This is a genomic window from Streptomyces spiroverticillatus (assembly GCA_014650415.1).
Classification (GTDB): domain Bacteria; phylum Actinomycetota; class Actinomycetes; order Streptomycetales; family Streptomycetaceae; genus Streptomyces; species Streptomyces spiroverticillatus.
In genome coordinates this window covers 233,785-249,572 of record BMUX01000008.1, presented here as the reverse complement: position 1 = coordinate 249,572, position 15,788 = coordinate 233,785, and the positions used below count along the sequence as shown (strand labels likewise).

The 15,788-nt window shown below is 72.7% G+C and carries 16 protein-coding genes; 10 read left to right on the top strand and 6 right to left on the bottom strand.

Features of this window, described 5'->3' with window-relative positions:
- Positions 1-11: 11 nt before the first annotated feature.
- From IE269_RS22750 to IE269_RS22725, 6 genes are all read left to right on the top strand, one after another.
- Entirely contained in the window at positions 12-740 is a 729-nt protein-coding gene (locus IE269_RS22750) for a class I SAM-dependent methyltransferase (RefSeq protein ID WP_189825070.1), read from the top strand.
- Positions 737-4,933, top strand: coding sequence for an alpha-(1->3)-arabinofuranosyltransferase domain-containing protein (locus tag IE269_RS22745; RefSeq protein WP_189825071.1), 4,197 nt, complete (start codon positions 737-739; stop codon positions 4,931-4,933). Before IE269_RS22750 ends, IE269_RS22745 begins: the two co-directional genes overlap by 4 nt.
- Positions 4,934-5,072: 139 nt before the next feature.
- Positions 5,073-6,341 (top strand): condensation domain-containing protein, encoded by a 1,269-nt coding sequence (locus IE269_RS22740; RefSeq protein WP_189824925.1) that lies wholly within the window; start codon positions 5,073-5,075, stop codon positions 6,339-6,341.
- 63 nt (positions 6,342-6,404) lie between these two features.
- Positions 6,405-7,199 carry a class I SAM-dependent methyltransferase gene (locus IE269_RS22735; RefSeq protein ID WP_189824924.1) on the top strand — a complete coding sequence of 265 codons (795 nt, stop codon included), beginning with the start codon at positions 6,405-6,407 and terminating at the stop codon, positions 7,197-7,199.
- Positions 7,200-7,207: 8 nt separating this feature from the next.
- A complete protein-coding gene (locus IE269_RS22730; protein WP_189825069.1) occupies positions 7,208-8,176 on the top strand; it encodes a hypothetical protein in 969 nt (322 codons plus the stop codon).
- The gene (locus IE269_RS22725) at positions 8,163-8,363 is read left to right on the top strand and encodes a Trm112 family protein (protein ID WP_189824923.1); all 201 of its coding nucleotides are present in this window, start codon (positions 8,163-8,165) and stop codon (positions 8,361-8,363) included. Before IE269_RS22730 ends, IE269_RS22725 begins: the two co-directional genes overlap by 14 nt.
- Here the strand turns inward: IE269_RS22725 and IE269_RS22720 are convergent.
- A complete protein-coding gene (locus tag IE269_RS22720; RefSeq protein WP_229898080.1) occupies positions 8,350-8,958 on the bottom strand; it encodes a hypothetical protein in 609 nt (202 codons plus the stop codon). The two genes, IE269_RS22725 and IE269_RS22720, sit on opposite strands and share 14 nt — an antisense overlap.
- Before the next feature lie 346 nt (positions 8,959-9,304).
- Between IE269_RS22720 and IE269_RS22715 the strand changes: the two genes are divergently transcribed.
- The gene (locus IE269_RS22715) at positions 9,305-10,249 is read left to right on the top strand and encodes an NAD-dependent protein deacetylase (protein ID WP_189824922.1); all 945 of its coding nucleotides are present in this window, start codon (positions 9,305-9,307) and stop codon (positions 10,247-10,249) included.
- Positions 10,249-11,184 carry an aldo/keto reductase gene (locus tag IE269_RS22710; RefSeq protein ID WP_229898079.1) on the top strand — a complete coding sequence of 312 codons (936 nt, stop codon included), beginning with the start codon at positions 10,249-10,251 and terminating at the stop codon, positions 11,182-11,184. The genes IE269_RS22715 and IE269_RS22710 overlap by 1 nt, the downstream gene beginning before the upstream one ends.
- Positions 11,185-11,204: 20 nt before the next feature.
- Here the strand turns inward: IE269_RS22710 and IE269_RS22705 are convergent, their stop codons facing one another.
- Positions 11,205-12,152: a serine protein kinase RIO gene (locus tag IE269_RS22705; RefSeq protein WP_189824921.1), complete on the bottom strand. Its 948-nt coding sequence runs from the start codon at positions 12,150-12,152 to the stop codon at positions 11,205-11,207.
- Positions 12,153-12,353: 201 nt separating this feature from the next.
- On the opposite strand from IE269_RS22705, the gene IE269_RS22700 reads away from it, so the two are divergent.
- Complete coding sequence (locus IE269_RS22700; protein WP_189824920.1) at positions 12,354-12,665, top strand: hypothetical protein; 312 nt, start codon at positions 12,354-12,356, stop codon at positions 12,663-12,665.
- A 154-nt stretch (positions 12,666-12,819) separates the two neighbouring features.
- On the top strand, positions 12,820-13,332 hold the full coding sequence (locus IE269_RS22695) for a GNAT family N-acetyltransferase (protein ID WP_189824919.1): 513 nt from the start codon (positions 12,820-12,822) through the stop codon (positions 13,330-13,332).
- Here the strand turns inward: IE269_RS22695 and IE269_RS22690 are convergent.
- From IE269_RS22690 to IE269_RS22675, 4 genes are all read right to left on the bottom strand, one after another.
- On the bottom strand, positions 13,316-14,473 hold the full coding sequence (locus IE269_RS22690) for a spore photoproduct lyase family protein (protein ID WP_189824918.1): 1,158 nt from the start codon (positions 14,471-14,473) through the stop codon (positions 13,316-13,318). The two genes, IE269_RS22695 and IE269_RS22690, sit on opposite strands and share 17 nt — an antisense overlap.
- A 10-nt stretch (positions 14,474-14,483) precedes the next feature.
- Positions 14,484-14,732 (bottom strand): DUF6479 family protein, encoded by a 249-nt coding sequence (locus IE269_RS22685; protein WP_189824917.1) that lies wholly within the window; start codon positions 14,730-14,732, stop codon positions 14,484-14,486.
- Positions 14,733-14,866: 134 nt separating this feature from the next.
- Entirely contained in the window at positions 14,867-15,340 is a 474-nt protein-coding gene (locus IE269_RS22680; RefSeq protein ID WP_189824916.1) for a DUF2267 domain-containing protein, read from the bottom strand.
- Positions 15,337-15,762 (bottom strand): Hsp20/alpha crystallin family protein, encoded by a 426-nt coding sequence (locus IE269_RS22675; protein WP_189824915.1) that lies wholly within the window; start codon positions 15,760-15,762, stop codon positions 15,337-15,339. The genes IE269_RS22680 and IE269_RS22675 overlap by 4 nt, the downstream gene beginning before the upstream one ends.
- Between the last annotated feature and the right edge of the window lie 26 nt (positions 15,763-15,788).

Sequence of the window (15,788 nt, the reverse complement as noted above, 5' to 3'; positions counted from 1 at the left end):
ACCTCCCACCCCTGCGGGACCCCTCCTTCCGGCGGTCCGCCGCACTCCTGCGCGCCTTCCTGAACGAGCAGCAGGACCCCGAGCACTGCTACACGCTGCTCGCGCGGGACGCCGCCGACCAGGTGCAGCGGTACGTGCCCCTGAAGGGGCGGGTCGTGGTGGACGTCGGCGGCGGCCCCGGCTACTTCGCCCGGGAGTTCCGGCGGCGGGGCGCGGAGACGTACCTCTTCGAACCGGACTCCCACGAGCTGACGCTCCACGGGCGCCGGGCCCCGGAGGGTGCGGTGGTGGCCGACGGCTATCTGCTGCCGCTCGCCGAGGGCGTCGCCGACGTGTGCTTCTCCTCCAACGTGCTGGAGCACGTCGCCGACCCGCAGACCTTCCTCAGCGAGATGGTCCGGGTGACGCGGCCCGGCGGGCTGATCTACGTGTCGTTCACCAACTGGTTCTCGCCGTGGGGCGGCCACGAGTGGGCGCCCTGGCACTACCTGGGCGCCGACCGGGGCCGCCGCCGCTTCGAGCGGCGCACCGGCCGCCCCGCCAAGCACACCGTCGGCGAGAACCTCTTCCCGATCCACGTCGGGACCACGCTGCGCCGGGTCAGGGCGCGCGAGGACATCCAGGTGGTGTCCGCGCGCGCCCGCTACTGGCCGGTGCTGCCCACGCTCGCGCCGCGCATCCCCGTGCTGCGCGAAGTCGTCACCTGGAACCTCCTCCTCATCCTCCGGCGGTGTCCATGACCAGCACGCTCCAGGCTCCGCCCGGCCCGCCGTCGCACACCGCGCCGGTGCCGGACGGGCGCGGCCCCGACGACGCGCCCCGCTCCCGCAAGTGGCTGCTGGGCTTCTGGGCGGCCGTGCTCGTGGCGTTCCTGGCGGTGTCGCCGGGGCGGATGACCTTCGAGACGAAGCTCGGGGTGGCCGCCGACCCGTTCCGGTTCCTGGGGGACCTGGGCGAGCTGTGGCACTCGCGGGCCGGTTTCGGCGGGATCTTCGACCAGTACGTGGGCTACGCCTTCCCGATGCTGCCGTACTACGCGCTGGCCGACCTGGTGCAGTTGCCGGTGTGGCTGGCGGAGCGGCTGTGGCTGTCGCTGGTGGTGTCGGTCGCGTTCTGGGGTGCGCTCAGGCTCGCGGAGCGGTTCGGCGTCGGCTCCTCGCGGAGCAGGCTGCTGGGGGCGGCGGTGTACGCGCTGTGGCCGACGTACACGATCGTCATCGGCTCGACGTCGGCGGCGGCGCTGCCCGGGGCACTGCTGCCGTGGGTACTGCTCCCGCTCGCCAACTCCACGCTGAGCGCAAGGAGTTCGGCGCTGCGCTCGGCACTGCTGATTCCGTTCATGGGCGGGGTCAATGCGGCCTCCACCCTCGCCGCGCTGCTGCCGGTGGGGCTGTATCTGCTGAGCCGCCCGGCCGGGCCGCGCCGTCGGGCGCAGATCCTGTGGTGGGTGCCGGGGGTACTGCTGGCCACCCTGTGGTGGGTGGTGCCCTTGTTGCTGCTGGGCATTCACGGCGAGAACTTCATGCCGTACGTCGAGCAGGCGAGCACCACCACCGACACCATGTCCGCGACCGAGCTGCTGCGCGGTGCGGGCAACTGGACGGCGTACCTGAACTTCGGCGAGCCGTGGCTGCCCGCCGGGTGGACGGTCGCCGCATCGGTGCTCACCATCCTCGGCTCGGCGTGCGCGGCGGCGATCGGGCTCGCGGGGATCGCCCGGCGGGACGTGCCCGAGCGGCGGTGGATGCTGCTCGTGGTGCTGTCGGTCGTCCTCATCACCCTTGCCGGGTACGGGGGTTCGCTCGGTGCGCTGTTCCCGGGGACGGTGCAGGACTGGCTGAACGGGTGGCTGGTGCCGTTCCGCAACATCTACAAGTTCCAGTCCGGGCTCGCGCTCGTCCTGGTGCTGGGTCTGGTGCACGCCGTGGCGGTGGCCTCGGAGCGGCGCGGGACCCGGCGGGTGCCGGGCCGCTCGTACCTGCCGGTGCTGGCGGCGCTGCTGGTGCTGCCGGGGCTGTTGCTCCCGTACGTCAACGGCTCGATCCTCCAGCCGGGCGCCTTCCGGAAGCTCCCCGACCACTGGTCGCAGACGGCCGACTGGCTCAAGGAGCACTCCCCGAACACGCGCGCCCTGGTCACCCCGGCGACCGCGCACGGCATCTACACCTGGGGCTCCACCATCGACCAGCCGCTGGACGTGCTCGCCGAATCCCCTTGGGCGCAAAGGGACTTCGTGCCGTTCGGCACGCCCGGCAACCGGCGGGTGCTCGACGCGGTGGAGCAGTCGCTGATGTCCGGGGGCGAAGTCCCGGGCCTGGCGGCCTACTTGAACCGGGCCGGGCTGCACTACGTCGTCGTACGCAACGACCTCGACCCCGACCAGATCGGCTACGTGCCGCCGCAGACCGTCAAGCGCACCCTGGAGTCGTCCGGGTACCGGCGGGTGACCGGCTTCGGCCCGGTCCTCACCGGCGGACGCATCCCCGACGACACTCCGGTGCAGGTCGAGGGCCTGTACCCGAGGCAGCAGGCGGTCGAGGTGTACGAGCCTGGGGCCGACGGGCCCGAAGCGGTCCGCGATCCGGGGCGGGCGGCGCTCAAGCCGGTGGCCGACACGATGACGGTGTCCGGCGGCCCCGAGTCGCTGCTGCGGCTCTCCGCCGACCCCTTGCTGCGCACGAGGCCCGCCGTGCTGACCGGCGACAACGCGCCCGGGCTCGGCGAGCCGCCGGTGCGGGCGGCGGGTGACGGGCTGCGACGGGCGGACACGCGGTTCGGGCTGGTCAACACCAACACCTCGTACACGTACAGCGAGAAGGAGCGCAACCAGCCGGGCAGCATGCAGGACCCCGGCCGGGAGCCGCGCCAGATCCTGCCCGACGCCAACCCGCGCCGGCAGACGACCGCGGTGCTGCGCGGCGCGAAGTCGGTGACCGCGTCCAGCAGCGGCAACTGGCTCTTCCACCTCCCCCAGTACGACCCGGTGAACGCCTTCGACGGCAACCCGGAGACCGCCTGGGCGGAGGGCAGCGCGGCCCGCCCCGAGGGCCAGTGGCTGCGCGTCGACTTCACCGCGCCCGTCACCATGCCCTCGACACTCCGCCTGACCCCGCTGCCCTCCGACGGCATGCGGGCCGCGCCCACCGTGATCCGGGTGGAGACCGACCGGGGCGGCGTGACCAGCCCGCTCCAGCCGAACGGGCAGCCGCAGACCGTGGACGCCCCGCCCGGCGAGGCGAAGTGGCTGAAGATCACCATCGAGGAGGCCCAGCAGGGCCGCCCCGGCCTGATGGGCGCGGGATTCAGCGCGGTCGACGTCCCCGGCGTGACGGTGACCCGGCTGCTCTCGCTCCCCCGCGACACGGCGGACGACGGCACCGACCCGAACGTGATCTCCCTGCACCGGGGCAGCGACCCCGGCGGGCTCTCCCCGGTGTCGGCGGAGGTCGGTCTGCACCGCCAGTTCGCCATCCGGCAGGACGGTGCGTACACGCTGAAGGCGACGGCTCTGCCCGTCCCGGGCGATGCCCTGGACGAACTGCTCTACCGTCAAGCACCAGACCAGCGGCGGCAGTTGCTCGTCAGCGCCGACTCGACCGCGAAGCTCGGCACCTCGCTCAGCCCCCGCAACCTGGTGGACGGCGACCTCAGCACTTCGTGGATCTCCGGCAACAAGTCCGTCCTGCACCTGCGTTGGCCGGAGAAGCGCCCGGTCGGGCAGATCGTGTTCGCGGCGGCGGGCGGCCTCTCCACCCGCCCCGAGCAGGTCGAGATCAGCTCCCCGGACGGTGCGGCGACGGCCTCCGTCGACCCCAACGGCCTGGCGAGCTTCCAGCCGATCACCACCGACCGCCTCGACATCACCCTCACCAAGGCGGCCCCGCTCACCATCCACAACCCGGTGGCGCAGGGCGAGTTGCAGCTCCCGATCGGCCTGAGCGAGGTGTACGTCCCCGCCCTGGACGACTACCGGGTCCCGCAGCCCGACCCGTCCCGGGCCTTCTCCCTCCCCTGCGGCCAGGGCCCGATCCTCTCCATCGACGGCACCCTGCATGCGACGAGCGCCCGGGGCACCCTGCGCGACCTGACCGAACGCCGCCCGATCGAGGTGTCGCTGTGCGCGGGCGACCAGCGCGACGGGGTGGCCCAACTCGCGGCGGGAACGCACCGGTTGGAGGCGGGCGACACGGGCCCCCTGGCCATCACCGACCTGACCCTGACCCGGGGCATGGTGACCGAACCGTCCACGGCGCAGCGGGAGTTGGACTTCAAGGACTGGTCCGGCGACTCGCGCACGGTGTCCGTGGGAGCGGGTTCCGCCTCGTACCTCCAGATGTACGAGAACGCCAATGACGGCTGGCGGGCCACCCTCAACGGCAAGGAGCTGTCCCCGGTCCGGCTGGACGGCTGGCAGCAGGGCTGGCTGGTGCCGGAGGGTGCGGGCGGAACGGTGGAGCTGGAGTTCACCCCGGCGCGCTGGTACGTGGGCGGTCTGATCGCGGGCGGCGTGGCGCTGCTGGCGCTGGCGGGGCTGGTGCTGTGGTTCCGCCGGGACCCGCGAGAGCCGGACGGGCCCGTGGCGGAACCTGCCGCGCCCGGCGCCGTCCTCGGCCTGGCGGCCCTGACCCTGATCATGATCCTGGTGGCGGGCCCGCTGGCCCTGGCCGTGCCCGTCCTGGCCGTACTGGCCCGCTGGCGCCCGGCGCTGCTCCCGGTGGTCGCCCTGGCGGCGATGGCGGGCGCGGGGTTGGCGGCGGCCTGGGGTGCGGGAACACCGGTGGCGGCCCAGACGGGCGCGTTCGGTCCGCTGGCGCAGGCGCTGGCGGTGGTGGGCGTGGTGGCGGCGGTGGTGACGCTGGGGTCGGTGGGGTCCATGGGCCCACTGGGCTCGGAGCGGAGTCTGCGGTGGCCGTGGCGCAGGAGGGAGGAGTGAGGGCCGGAATGTCGCGTGGGCCGTCGGGGGTACGGGGCCGGGTGCCGTCGAGGGTACGGGGCCGGGTGCGCGCCGCACGCCGCTTCGGCCCGCCCCCGGCCAGGGTGAAGCCCCCATTCGACACTCCGAGGAGCCCGTGATGCGTCGCCCGAGCCCGAGCACCACCACCCCCTTCACCGTCGTCGACGAGATCACCCGGCACTGCCTCGACCCCGCCGAGCCCGAGACCGTGCACATCGAGGTGCACCTGCCCGAGGCGCCGGATCCGGAGCGGCTGCGGGACGCCTTCGTCGAGGCGCTCCGGCGGCATCCGCGCATCCTGATGCGGGAGGCCCCCGGGCCGTGGTACCGCCGTCGCTACGCGTGGGAGCTGACCCCGCATCCGGACACCTCCGGCGTGGTCGTCCACCACCGGGACGCCTCACCGCGCGTGCTGGAGGCGGCCCGGGCGCGGGCGCTCACCCATGCGCCGCCGCTCTCGCTGTCGCCACCGGTACGGCTGGAGATCATCGGGCGGGTGCTGCTGCTGGTGCTCAACCACACCGCTCTCGACGGGCCCGCCTGCCTGCGTGTCCTCGCCACCGCAGCCGAGATCTACGGCGGGCGCGACAACTCGCCCGCCGCGACCGCCACGCCGGAGCGGCCGGAACACCGCCACCCCGTGCCGGGCACGGGCTTCGCCCCGGTGGCCCGGGTCGCGGCAGGGACGCCGGGCACGGCCTCGGGCAACGGGATGCTGGCCGTGGAGCTGCCGGTGCCGCGCAGGCCGGCCGGCGTTCCGTACACCGTCAACGACCAGCTGATGGTCGCCACCGCCCGCACCATCGCCGAGTGGAACACCGAGCGGGGTGCGGCTCCCCGCCCGATGCGCATCACCATGCCGGTGGACGACCGCTCCCGGGGGATGGACATGCCCATCGGCAACGGGACCCGGCTGGTGGAAGTCCCTTTCCTTCCGGAGGAGTTGGCGGATGCGGACACGGCGGAGCTGCTGCTGCGGACTGCCGACCGTACGCGTGCGCTCAAGGCGCTCGCGCGGCCGCAGCTCGGGCACGGGGCGCGGCTGCTGACCGCGCCGGTCGTTCCCGTGGCCGTACGGGCCGCCGTCACCCGGCAGTTGAGACGGGCGGTCGGCGCCTGGACGTCCACTACGCTGCTCAGCAACATCGGGCGGGTGCCCTATCCCCTGGACTTCGGCGACGGGGTCGGGCGCGCGAGCGCGGTGTGGTTCTCGGCGCCCGCGCGGATGCCCCGGGGCCTGACCGTGACCACGGCGGCCACCGGTGGCCGGCTCCACCTCTGTCTGCGCTGGTCGGGCGCGCTGCTCGGGCCGGACGACGGCGAGCACCTGCGCGAGCTGTTCGAGAAACACCTCCAGTCGACCTCCGCGCTCGCATCCACTCCATGACCCCTGACCCCTGACCCCTGGCCCCTGACCCCTGACCCCTGACCCCGAGGAGGGATCGCCGCCATGACGGCTCCCACCGCCGACCCCCCGCTCCCCCGCGACGAACTCCGTGACGGACTCAGGGACTTCTACGAGAATCCCGCCGTCCCCGTCGCCTCCGGCGACCCCCGCAGCCGCCGCCAGGCCCGGATGCTGGCCGCCGCCCTGGCGGGCACGCCCGGGGCCACCGTCCTCGACGTGGGCTGCGGCGACGGAACCGCCGCCGTAACCGCGGCCCCCCTGCTCGCCGGACACCGGATCGTCGGCGTCGACTGGTCGCAGGACGCACTGCGCAGGGCGGCGGACCGGTTCACCGCAAGCAAACAGGAGTTGCACGCCGTGCGCGGTCAACTCACCGACGGTGGGCTCCCGTTCGCGACCGCCTCCGCCGACGCCGTCCTCTTCAGCGAGGTCATCGAGCACCTCGTCGACCCCGACAGCGCCCTCGACGAGATCCGCCGCGTCCTCAAACCCGGCGGCCACCTCATGCTCTCCACACCGAACCTCGCCGCCTGGTACAACCGGGCCCTCCTCCTGGCCGGAGTGCAGCCGGTCTTCTCCGAGGTCAGCCTGCGCGGCATCCACGGCAGGCCGGGCCGCGAGGTGGTCGGCCACCTGCGGCTCTACACCGCGCGCGCCCTGCGCGGCCTGCTCACCGCGTCCGGCTTCGAGGTCGTCCGCACGGCGGGCGCCCCCTTCCACGGCGTGCCGCGCCCGCTGCGCGCCCTGGACCGGCTGGCCTGCGCCGCCCCCTCCGCCGCGTCGATCCTTCTCGTACACGCGCGACGGACCACCACCCCTTCCCTGCAAGGGAGTTGAGGGCCGTGATGTGGTGGGGCGTGGTGGCGGCACTCTTCGCGAACGTCCTCTACAGCGGCGGCTTCGTGCTCCAGAAACGTGCGCTGGGCGACCTGCCGGGGCTGGACGTGCACCGGCCGCTGCGGGCCGTGCGGCTGCTGCTGGGAAGCCTGCCGTGGCTGGGCGGTTCGCTGGCGCTGGCGGGCGGGTTCGCGGCGCAACTGATCGTCTACCGGACGCTGCCGATGACGGTCGCGCAGGCACTGTTCATCTCGGGTCTGGTCCTGCTCCTGCTGCTGTCCTCGCGCACGCTCGGGGAGCGGATCTCGGTCCGGGAGCGGTACGCGATGGGCGCCGTGGTGCTGGCGCTGCTGATGGTGGTGCTGTCGCTGGACTCCGGCGGCGAGGACGTCGGCGCGTACTCCCCGCCCGCACTGATCCTGCTGCTCAGCGGGCTGTCCATCGGTGCGGGGATCTGGGTGTACGTCGCCGCAGACCGACGCGACACCGCCCGCCGCGACGCCGGCCGAAGCAATAACGCCCACCGCGACGCCGGCCCCCAGGCCTCCGTCCGCACCACGCCGACCAGCGGCGTGCCGTACGGGGTGGCCGTCGGGTTCGTGTACGGGGTCAGCTCGCTGGCGATCAAGGGGGTCTCGGCCCTGTTCGACGCGGGTGACCTGCCCGGCACCGTCACCGCCGTGCTCACCTCCCCGTACCCCTATCTCCTGCTCGTGACCGGCGGCACCGGGCTCGTCCTCTCGCAGACCGCGCTCCAGCGCTGCCGGGCCTCGCTCGTGGTGCCGGTCTGCACCACCACGTCCTGCCTGTACACCGCCACCCTGGGCAGCGTCGCGTTCGGCGAGTCGCTGCCGGGCGATCCGCTGCGGCTGGTGCTGCGGGTGGTGGGGGCGGCGTTGGCGGTCGCCGTCCTGCTGAGCCTTTCCACGCACGAACAGCCCTCACCCGAAAAGGACCTCACCCGTGAACCCCACTGACCCGCTGCTGAAGATCCTCGCCTGCCCGATCGACAAGGGCCCGCTGTCCCTCCTCCCCGACGGCGACGCCCTCTACAACCCCCGGCTGCACCGCCGTTACCCGATCGTGGACGGCGTCCCGCAGCTCCTGCCCTCCTCGGGCGAGCAGTTGGACGAGAGCGAGCACCGCCGCCTCACGTCGACGTGACGCGCTCCACCGCCTCCACGACCCGGCCGGGCAGGTCCGCCCACGGACGCGGGGCGAGCACCGGCACCCCGACCTCGCGGGCCTGCTCGGCGAGCCACCTGCCGTACAGGACACTGCCCCGGGCGCGGTCGTGCTGGGGTCCGGCCTCCGGCTCCCGGTGGAGGTAGTTGGAGGTGACCTGCGCCTCGTCGTCCTCGTGCAGGAAGACGGAGCGGACCTGGGGGCCCTGCGGTGCGGGCAGGACGTAGTCCCCTTCCAGAATCACCGGGGTGTCGGTGCCGACGTGGTTGGCGACCACGGCCGCGACCGCCGGGGCGAGTGCCTCGGCGATGGCGATCTGCCGTACGACCACCGATTCGGGGGCCTCGTGCTCGGCCTCCGGGTGGGTGCGCCAGTAGTGGATCTCCGGGAGGTGCTCGGGGCGGGTCACCGCGAGCAGGGCCTCCACGAGGTCGTCGACCTCGACGACGGGGACGCCGTACCGCCGCGCGAGGGCCCGGCTCACCCCGGTCTTGCCCATGCCGGACGCACCGCCGACGACGAGCACGCGCCAGTCGGGCACGGGCAGGTCCTGTGTCTCTTTCGAACCGTTCACGCGGGCAGGCTAGCGGGGGCGGGACGGCGGGCGGGGGCAGGGGCGCAGGGCCCCCGCCGCGTTGGTCGTGCCGGACGGAGCCACGGAGCCGCTGTGACCGCCAGGTGCACGCCCGCGCCACCGTCACCGCCGGGACCGCAGGTAGAGCCACGTCGCTGCCACCACGCCGATGCCCGCGCAGAACGCCCAGAAGGTCACCGTGCCGTCGGGTCCCGCCATCAATGCCGTCGCTGTCATCCTCCGCGTCTACCCCGAGAGGAGCCGCCCTCCCGGCGGGTCCGGCGGCACGCTCCGGGTCCGGCCGGTCCCGCCGTCCCGCCCGAGCCGACTTCCGTACCCTGGCCGCATGCATATGCGCCCCACCCTGAACTGGGTTCCCGACGGTGACCTGCCTCCCGGCACCTCCGACTGGACGCCGGTCGCCGATCTGCTGGAGCGTGGCGGCGTCCTGGTCCTCAGCGGGGCGGGAATCTCCACGGAATCGGGGATTCCGGACTACCGGGGCGAGGGCGGCAGCCTCAGCCGGCACACCCCGATGACCTACCAGGAGTTCACGGCCGACCCGCAGGCCAGGCGCCGCTACTGGGCGCGCAGCCACCTGGGCTGGCGGGTCTTCGGCCGGGCCCGCCCCAACGCCGGGCACCGGGCGGTCGCCGCCTTCGCCCGGCACGGCCTGCTCTCCGGCCTGATCACGCAGAACGTCGACGGGCTGCACCAGGCGGCGGGCAGCGAGGGCGTCGTGGAGCTCCACGGCAGCCTGGACCGCGTCCTGTGCCTGACCTGCGGAACCGTCGAACCCCGCGGCGCGCTCGCCGTCCGCCTCACCGAGGCCAACCCGGGCTTCGCGCCGGTGGCCGCCGGGATCAACCCGGACGGCGACGCCGACCTCACCGACGCCCAGGTCGGGGATTTCCACGTGGTGCCGTGCACGGTCTGCGGCGGTGTCCTCAAGCCGGACGTGGTCTTCTTCGGCGAGTCCGTCCCGCCGCAGCGGGTCGAGCAGTGCCGGGAAATGGTGCGGGAGGCGGACTCGCTGCTGGTGCTGGGCTCGTCGTTGACGGTGATGTCGGGGCTTCGTTTCGTACGGCAGGCCGCCCGGGCGGACACCCCGGTGGTGATCGTCAACCGGGATGCGACGCGCGGCGACCGCGAGGCGCGGGTCCGGGTGGCGCTGCCGCTCGGGCAGGTGCTCACGGAGGTGGCGGGGCGGCTCGGGGTGCAGGTGGACGACGTACCCGAAGGGCTCGGGGTGCACGTGGACGACGTACGAGAAGAAGGAGAAGACCTCTGATGCCCGCACCGACTTCCACCCGCCCCCTGTACGGATGCATGGGCCTCGGCGGCACCTGGGACCCCGAGCCGTACACGGCGGCCGACGTCGCCGAGGCCGAAGCGGCCGTGGACGCCGCGCTGTCCATCGGCATCACGGTCTTCGACCACGCCGACATCTACCGGCACGGCAAGTCCGAGGCGGTCTTCGGCGAACTGCTGGCCGCCGACGCCGAGTTGCGCGCCCGCATCACCCTCCAGACCAAGTGCGGCATCCGCCTGCCCGACGCCGGCCACGGCGCCCGGTACGACCTGCGCGGGCCGAGCATCGTGCAGCGGGTCGAGGAGAGCCTGACCCGGCTGCGTACGGACGTGATCGACGTACTCCTCCTGCACCGGCCCGACCCGCTGACCGGCCCGGAGGAGATCGCGGAGGCCCTCGGCTCGCTGCACGCGCAGGGTCTCGTACGGCGCTTCGGCGTGTCCAACATGAGCGCCGCCCAGATCACCCTCCTCCAGTCCCACCTGGACGTACCCCTCACGACCAACCAGCTGGAGATGAGCCTGGCCAGCCGCGACTGGGTCGAGTCCGGGGTCCTGCTGAACACGAGGGCGGCGGCCGACAACGGCTTCCCGCACGGGACGGTCGAGCACTGCCAGGCCCGGGGCATCCAGCTCCAGGCCTGGGGCGCGCTCGCCCAGGGCCGCTACACCGGCCGCACCCCTTCCCCGGCCGCGCAGCTCGTCGCCGACCTCGCCGCCCGCAAGGACACGACGCCGGAGACGATCCTGCTGTGGTGGCTCCAGCGCCACCCCGCCCGGATCGCCCCCGTGATCGGCTCCAGCCGCCCCGAACGCATCCTGCGCTGCGCGGACGCGGTCGGGCGCACCCCCGAGCTGACGCACGAGGAGTGGTACGAGCTGTGGATCGCGGCCCGGGGCGAGCCCCTGCCGTAACCCCGCAACCGTGACCCCGCTCAGAACGCGTGCGCCATCAGCTCCCCGAACAGGGCGTCCTCGTCCACATCCAGCCCCCGCGAGCGGAACCAGCCGCAGATGTTGGCGCAGTCGCGCTGGAGGAAGGACATCCCGTTGAGGTTGCCGACCAGGTCGACGACCTGCGGCAGGTCGATGATCACCAGCCGGTCGCCCGCCGCGAGGATGTTGTACGCGGAGAGGTCGCCGTGCACGAAGCCGTTCTGCACCATCGTCGCGAGGGCGTCGGTGAGCTGCTCGAAGTACGAGGCGAGGAGCTCGGGCGAAGGGCGGACCTGGGCGAGCCGGGGCGCGGTCTGCACACCGTCCTCGCCGTCGGGGACCGTGATCCACTCCATCAGGATCTCGGTGCCGTCGATCTGCACGGGGTACGGAACGGGCAGCCCGAGCCCCCACAGCCGCACCAGCGCACCCCACTCGGAAACCGCCCACTCACCGGCGGCGACCTGTCGCCCGAAGGTGCTCTTCCGCTTGAGGGCGCGCTCGTCGCGGGAGCGCCGCATGGAGCGGCCCTCGGTGTAGGCGGCGGCGCGGTGGAAGCTGCGGTGCTCGGAGGAGCGGTAGCGCTTGGCGGCCATGACCACACCGGTGTTCGTCCCGTCCAGCGGGTCGGCACGCTCGACGAGATGGACGTCGGCCTCCTTGCCCGTCTTGAGGACACCCAGCTCGGTGTCGATCGCGCCCTGCGAAGTCACCACCCAGTCGGGGCGCGGCTCGGGGCCCCTGCTCAGGGGTTCGACGCTGAGCCAGGTCGACCAGCGCTGGCCGTCCTGAAGCTCGTCGTCGTAGGACCGGAAGTCGAAGACGAACCGCTCGTCGACATCGCTCAGGTCGTCCGCGGGCGGGACGTACCGGTAGGAGTCGGGGCGGAAGTCGTCAGGGAGTGCGGGGGTCTGGGGGTACTGCGGGAAGAAGTCGTCGCGAGACATCGCTGAAGGTGCTCCAGGAGAAGAGGGAAGTCCGGATTGCGGGCAGCCCGAAGACAGTCGTCGTCACGGTCACGCCTCCTCTCGTGCAGCACCGGGCAGCTCCCGGCGTCCCGCCCATGGTGGGCCGCACCCCCACCGACGGCAACCGAATTAATCCGCCCCCGCCACCGGCCCCGGTCCTGCCGATGATGTGATGCCTGCATGCACCGCGAGCACTGCACGACCCGCAACCACATCGACCTGTGGAACAACTCCGTGCTGCCCGCCCGGCCGGTACGGATCAGCTTGTGGACGGTGCTGCGCGGCTCCCTCCTGCCGCTCGTGGTCTGGCTGGGCGCGGCCGGCGCGGGTTACGCCTTCATCGGCCCGGCCGTCCCCACGGTCCTGGGCGGCCTCTTCGCCCTCTTCCTCCTCGCCGGCTTCGCCCTGCGTCTTGGGAAACGGCACTCGATCCGTTGCAGCCTCTACGGCACGCTGGGCGGCGTCCTGGACAAGTCCCTGGACGGTTTCTGAACTCCCCCTGCCGGAGGGCCTGTTAAGATCACACCCTCAGCCTTTCGGGTCCGGATGCTTCCGGCCGGGAGGCTTTTTTTGTGCCCCGGAACAACTGGGCGCGCGTTCGCGGTGCCGCCGCGCCCTTGGCCCGTCTGTCCCCCGGAGGAATCCCTTGTCCGATCTTTGCGTGCGACCCGCGCACGAAACCGACCGTCCCGTGCTGGAGCGTCTTTGGCTGATGTTCCGCCACGACCTGTCCGAGTTCGGCGGTCAACTCCCTTTCCTTGATGGGTCGTTCCGGAGCGAGCGGCTCCAGGCGGCCCTCAGCGACGGCGACTGGGCGCCGTACCTCCTGCTGAGCGGCGAACACCCCGTCGGGCTCGCTTTCGTCCGTGGTCTCACCGGCCCCACACGCGTCCTGAACAGCTTCTTCGTGGTGCGAGGGGCCCGTAGGTCCGGCATCGGCTCACGGGCCGTCCGGGAGGTCGTCGCCCGGCATCCCGGACCGTGGGAGATCGCCTTCCAGGACGCCAACGTGGCCGCCGTCCACTTCTGGCGCCGGGTCGCCACCGAGATCGCGGGCGACACCTGGACGGAAGTACGCCGCCCGGTCCCGGGCCGTCCCGACCTGCCGCCGGACGTGTGGATCTCGTTCACCGCTCGCGGGGTCAGAACGCGTATCTGACGTGCAGCCAGGGGGCGTGGGTGGCGAGGAGCTGGTGGAGGCGGGTCAGGGCGGTGCGTTTGATGTCCTGGGAGTAGCGGACGTTGAGGGCGCCGTTCTGGGAGCGTTTCGTTTCCTGGGCGGCCGGTTGCCAGAGGAGGTCCTCGGCTCGGGGGTGCCAGCCGAGGTTGACCTCGTGGAGCTGTTCGTTGTGGGTCAGCATGATGATCTCGGCCGCCGCCTGCTGCTTCACGCGGGCGGGGAGGACGTCGTCGAGGTGGGTCAGGAGGTCGGCCCAGTCGCGTTGCCAGCCCGGGCGCAGGACGACGGGTGAGAGGTTGAAGTGGACCTCGTAGCCCGCGTCGAGGAAGTCGGGGGCGGCGGCGATCCGGTCGGCGATCGGGCTCGTACGGATGTCGAGCAGCCGGGCGTCGTCCGGTGGCATCAGGGAGAAGCGGATCCGGGTGCGGCCCCGGGGGTCGAGGGCGAGCAGGTCAGGGTTGACGAACTTGGTGGCGAAGGACGCCTTGGCCGTGCGGAGGGTGCGGAACGCGGCGATCAGGTCGGCGGTGTTGTCGCAGACCAGCGCGTCGACGGAACAGTCGCCGTTCTCGCCGATGTCGTAGACCCAGGCGTGCGGGTCGCACTGGTTGGGCTCCGGCTTGGGGCCCTGGGCGCGGACATGACGGCGGACGTGGGCGACGATCGCCTCGATGTTGGTGAAGAGGGTGATCGGGTTGGCGTACCCCTTGCGGCGCGGTACGTAGCAGTAGGCGCAGGCCATCGCGCAGCCGTTGGAGGGGCCGGGGGCGATCCAGTCGGCTGACCTGCCGTTGGGGCGGGTCTCCAGGGTGCGCTTCACACCCAGGACGAGCGTATCGGTCTTGACGCGGACCCAGCGGGCGACGTTGCCGTCGTTGCCGTGGAGGGCGGGGATGCGCCAGTGGCTCGGCACTTCGGTCACGCGGACGCCCGGCAGCCTCGCCATGATCTGCCGGCCGCGCGGGGAGTCCAGGGCGGCCGGTTCGGCGTACACCTCGCGCACGTCGAGCAGCCGGCGGGCCTGCGGGCTGTCCGCGAAGGCCGAAGGGGCCGGGGTGGGCGGGGCTGCGTCGGACCAGCCGAAGAGGGCCTGTTGGTCAGGCACGGAGGACTGGTCCACGTACGTCTCCTCAGCGGTGCGGGTTGCCCTGGTCGGGGTCGTCGTCAATGGTCTGCCATGTTTCCCCGCGCTGGCTGCCGCCACTCGGCGGCTGTCCGGCCCCGGCACCCCGTCCGGGCACCTCCGACGGCTTCTTGCGCCCCGCACGACGGCTGCCGAGGAGGAAGGCCCCCAGCAGGAAGAGCACCACGACGACACCGACCACGATCAGCAGCAACGAGGGTCCGCCCTCGGCCGCCAGGATTTCAGAAGTGTTCATGTCTTCCTGCGTACCCCCGATTCGATCAGCCATCAACCGAAGGACGTACCGGGCTGACCGAACTCGCTCACACACGACGGCTCCGGGAACGTCAGCCCTGGTCAGGGCCCACGTTCCCGGAGCCGTACGAGGGTTCAGCCCACCGGCACCCGGTTGCGCCGAACGAGTTGGGCCACCCCGAACAGCAGGGCGTACCCCTCCGGCAGCCCGGCCAGGATCCGCCCGGTCAGGTCCGGCCCCGCCACCCGGGCGACCTGCCGCAGCACCGATCCCGCGTCCCACCGGGCCGGGCCCGGCCCGGTCCCCCGGCGGGCTGCCAGGTCCTGGACGAACCCGAATCCGGACAGCGGCCGCAGTCCCGGCGCACGGGACACGAAGGCCTCGGCCGCCTCGCGGGGCAGCAGACCGGCCAGCTCGACCCGTTCGTCCCCGGTGACCTGCGCGCCCAGGCCCTCCAGCACCGTACGAACGACTTCCCCGGCGTACTCGGCCGACCGGTACAGACCGTCGGCCTGTACCCGGGACACGAACTCGCGGAAGTCGGCGCTGTGCTCCCGGGGCGCCGCGTCGTACGCGTGCGGGCGCCCCGGGGTCGTGGTGGCGGTCACGCGTTGATCTGGCGGGGCTGCTCGCCCGTGCCGCTGATCGAGATCTTGCGCGGCTTGGCCTTCTCGGAGACCGGAATGCGCAGCGTCAGCACACCGGCGTCGTAGCGGGCGTCGATCCGCTCCGTGTCGAGGGTGTCCCCGAGGATCAACTGCCGGGTGTGGACGCCCGACGCGCGCTCGGAGGCGATCATCTCCGCCTCTTCGGGGGCGACGGAACGCCGCTCGGCCCGCACGGTCAGCACGTTGCGCTCGATGTCCAGGTCGATCGACTCCGGGACCACGCCCGGCAGGTCGAAGTGGACCACGAACTCATCGCCGGCGCGGTACGCGTCCATCGGCATGACCGCCGGGTGCGCCGCCGTCCCCCACATCTGCTGGGTGAGCCGGTCCAGTTCACGGAAAGCGTCGGTACGCATGAGCATCACGGTTACTCCTTCTCTCTGTACGG

Bases quoted from the DNA above. Each gene is read 5' to 3' on its own strand.
- IE269_RS22745 (WP_189825071.1), top strand. From the start codon at position 737: ATGACCAGCACGCTCCAGGCTCCGCCCGGCCCGCCGTCGCACACCGCG.
- IE269_RS22740 (WP_189824925.1), top strand. From the start codon at position 5,073: ATGCGTCGCCCGAGCCCGAGCACCACCACCCCCTTCACCGTCGTCGAC.
- IE269_RS22735 (WP_189824924.1), top strand. From the start codon at position 6,405: ATGACGGCTCCCACCGCCGACCCCCCGCTCCCCCGCGACGAACTCCGT.
- IE269_RS22730 (WP_189825069.1), top strand. From the start codon at position 7,208: ATGTGGTGGGGCGTGGTGGCGGCACTCTTCGCGAACGTCCTCTACAGC.
- IE269_RS22715 (WP_189824922.1), top strand. From the start codon at position 9,305: ATGCATATGCGCCCCACCCTGAACTGGGTTCCCGACGGTGACCTGCCT.
- IE269_RS22710 (WP_229898079.1), top strand. From the start codon at position 10,249: ATGCCCGCACCGACTTCCACCCGCCCCCTGTACGGATGCATGGGCCTC.
- IE269_RS22705 (WP_189824921.1), bottom strand. From the start codon at position 12,152: ATGTCTCGCGACGACTTCTTCCCGCAGTACCCCCAGACCCCCGCACTC.
- IE269_RS22700 (WP_189824920.1), top strand. From the start codon at position 12,354: ATGCACCGCGAGCACTGCACGACCCGCAACCACATCGACCTGTGGAAC.
- IE269_RS22685 (WP_189824917.1), bottom strand. From the start codon at position 14,732: ATGAACACTTCTGAAATCCTGGCGGCCGAGGGCGGACCCTCGTTGCTG.
- IE269_RS22675 (WP_189824915.1), bottom strand. From the start codon at position 15,762: ATGCTCATGCGTACCGACGCTTTCCGTGAACTGGACCGGCTCACCCAG.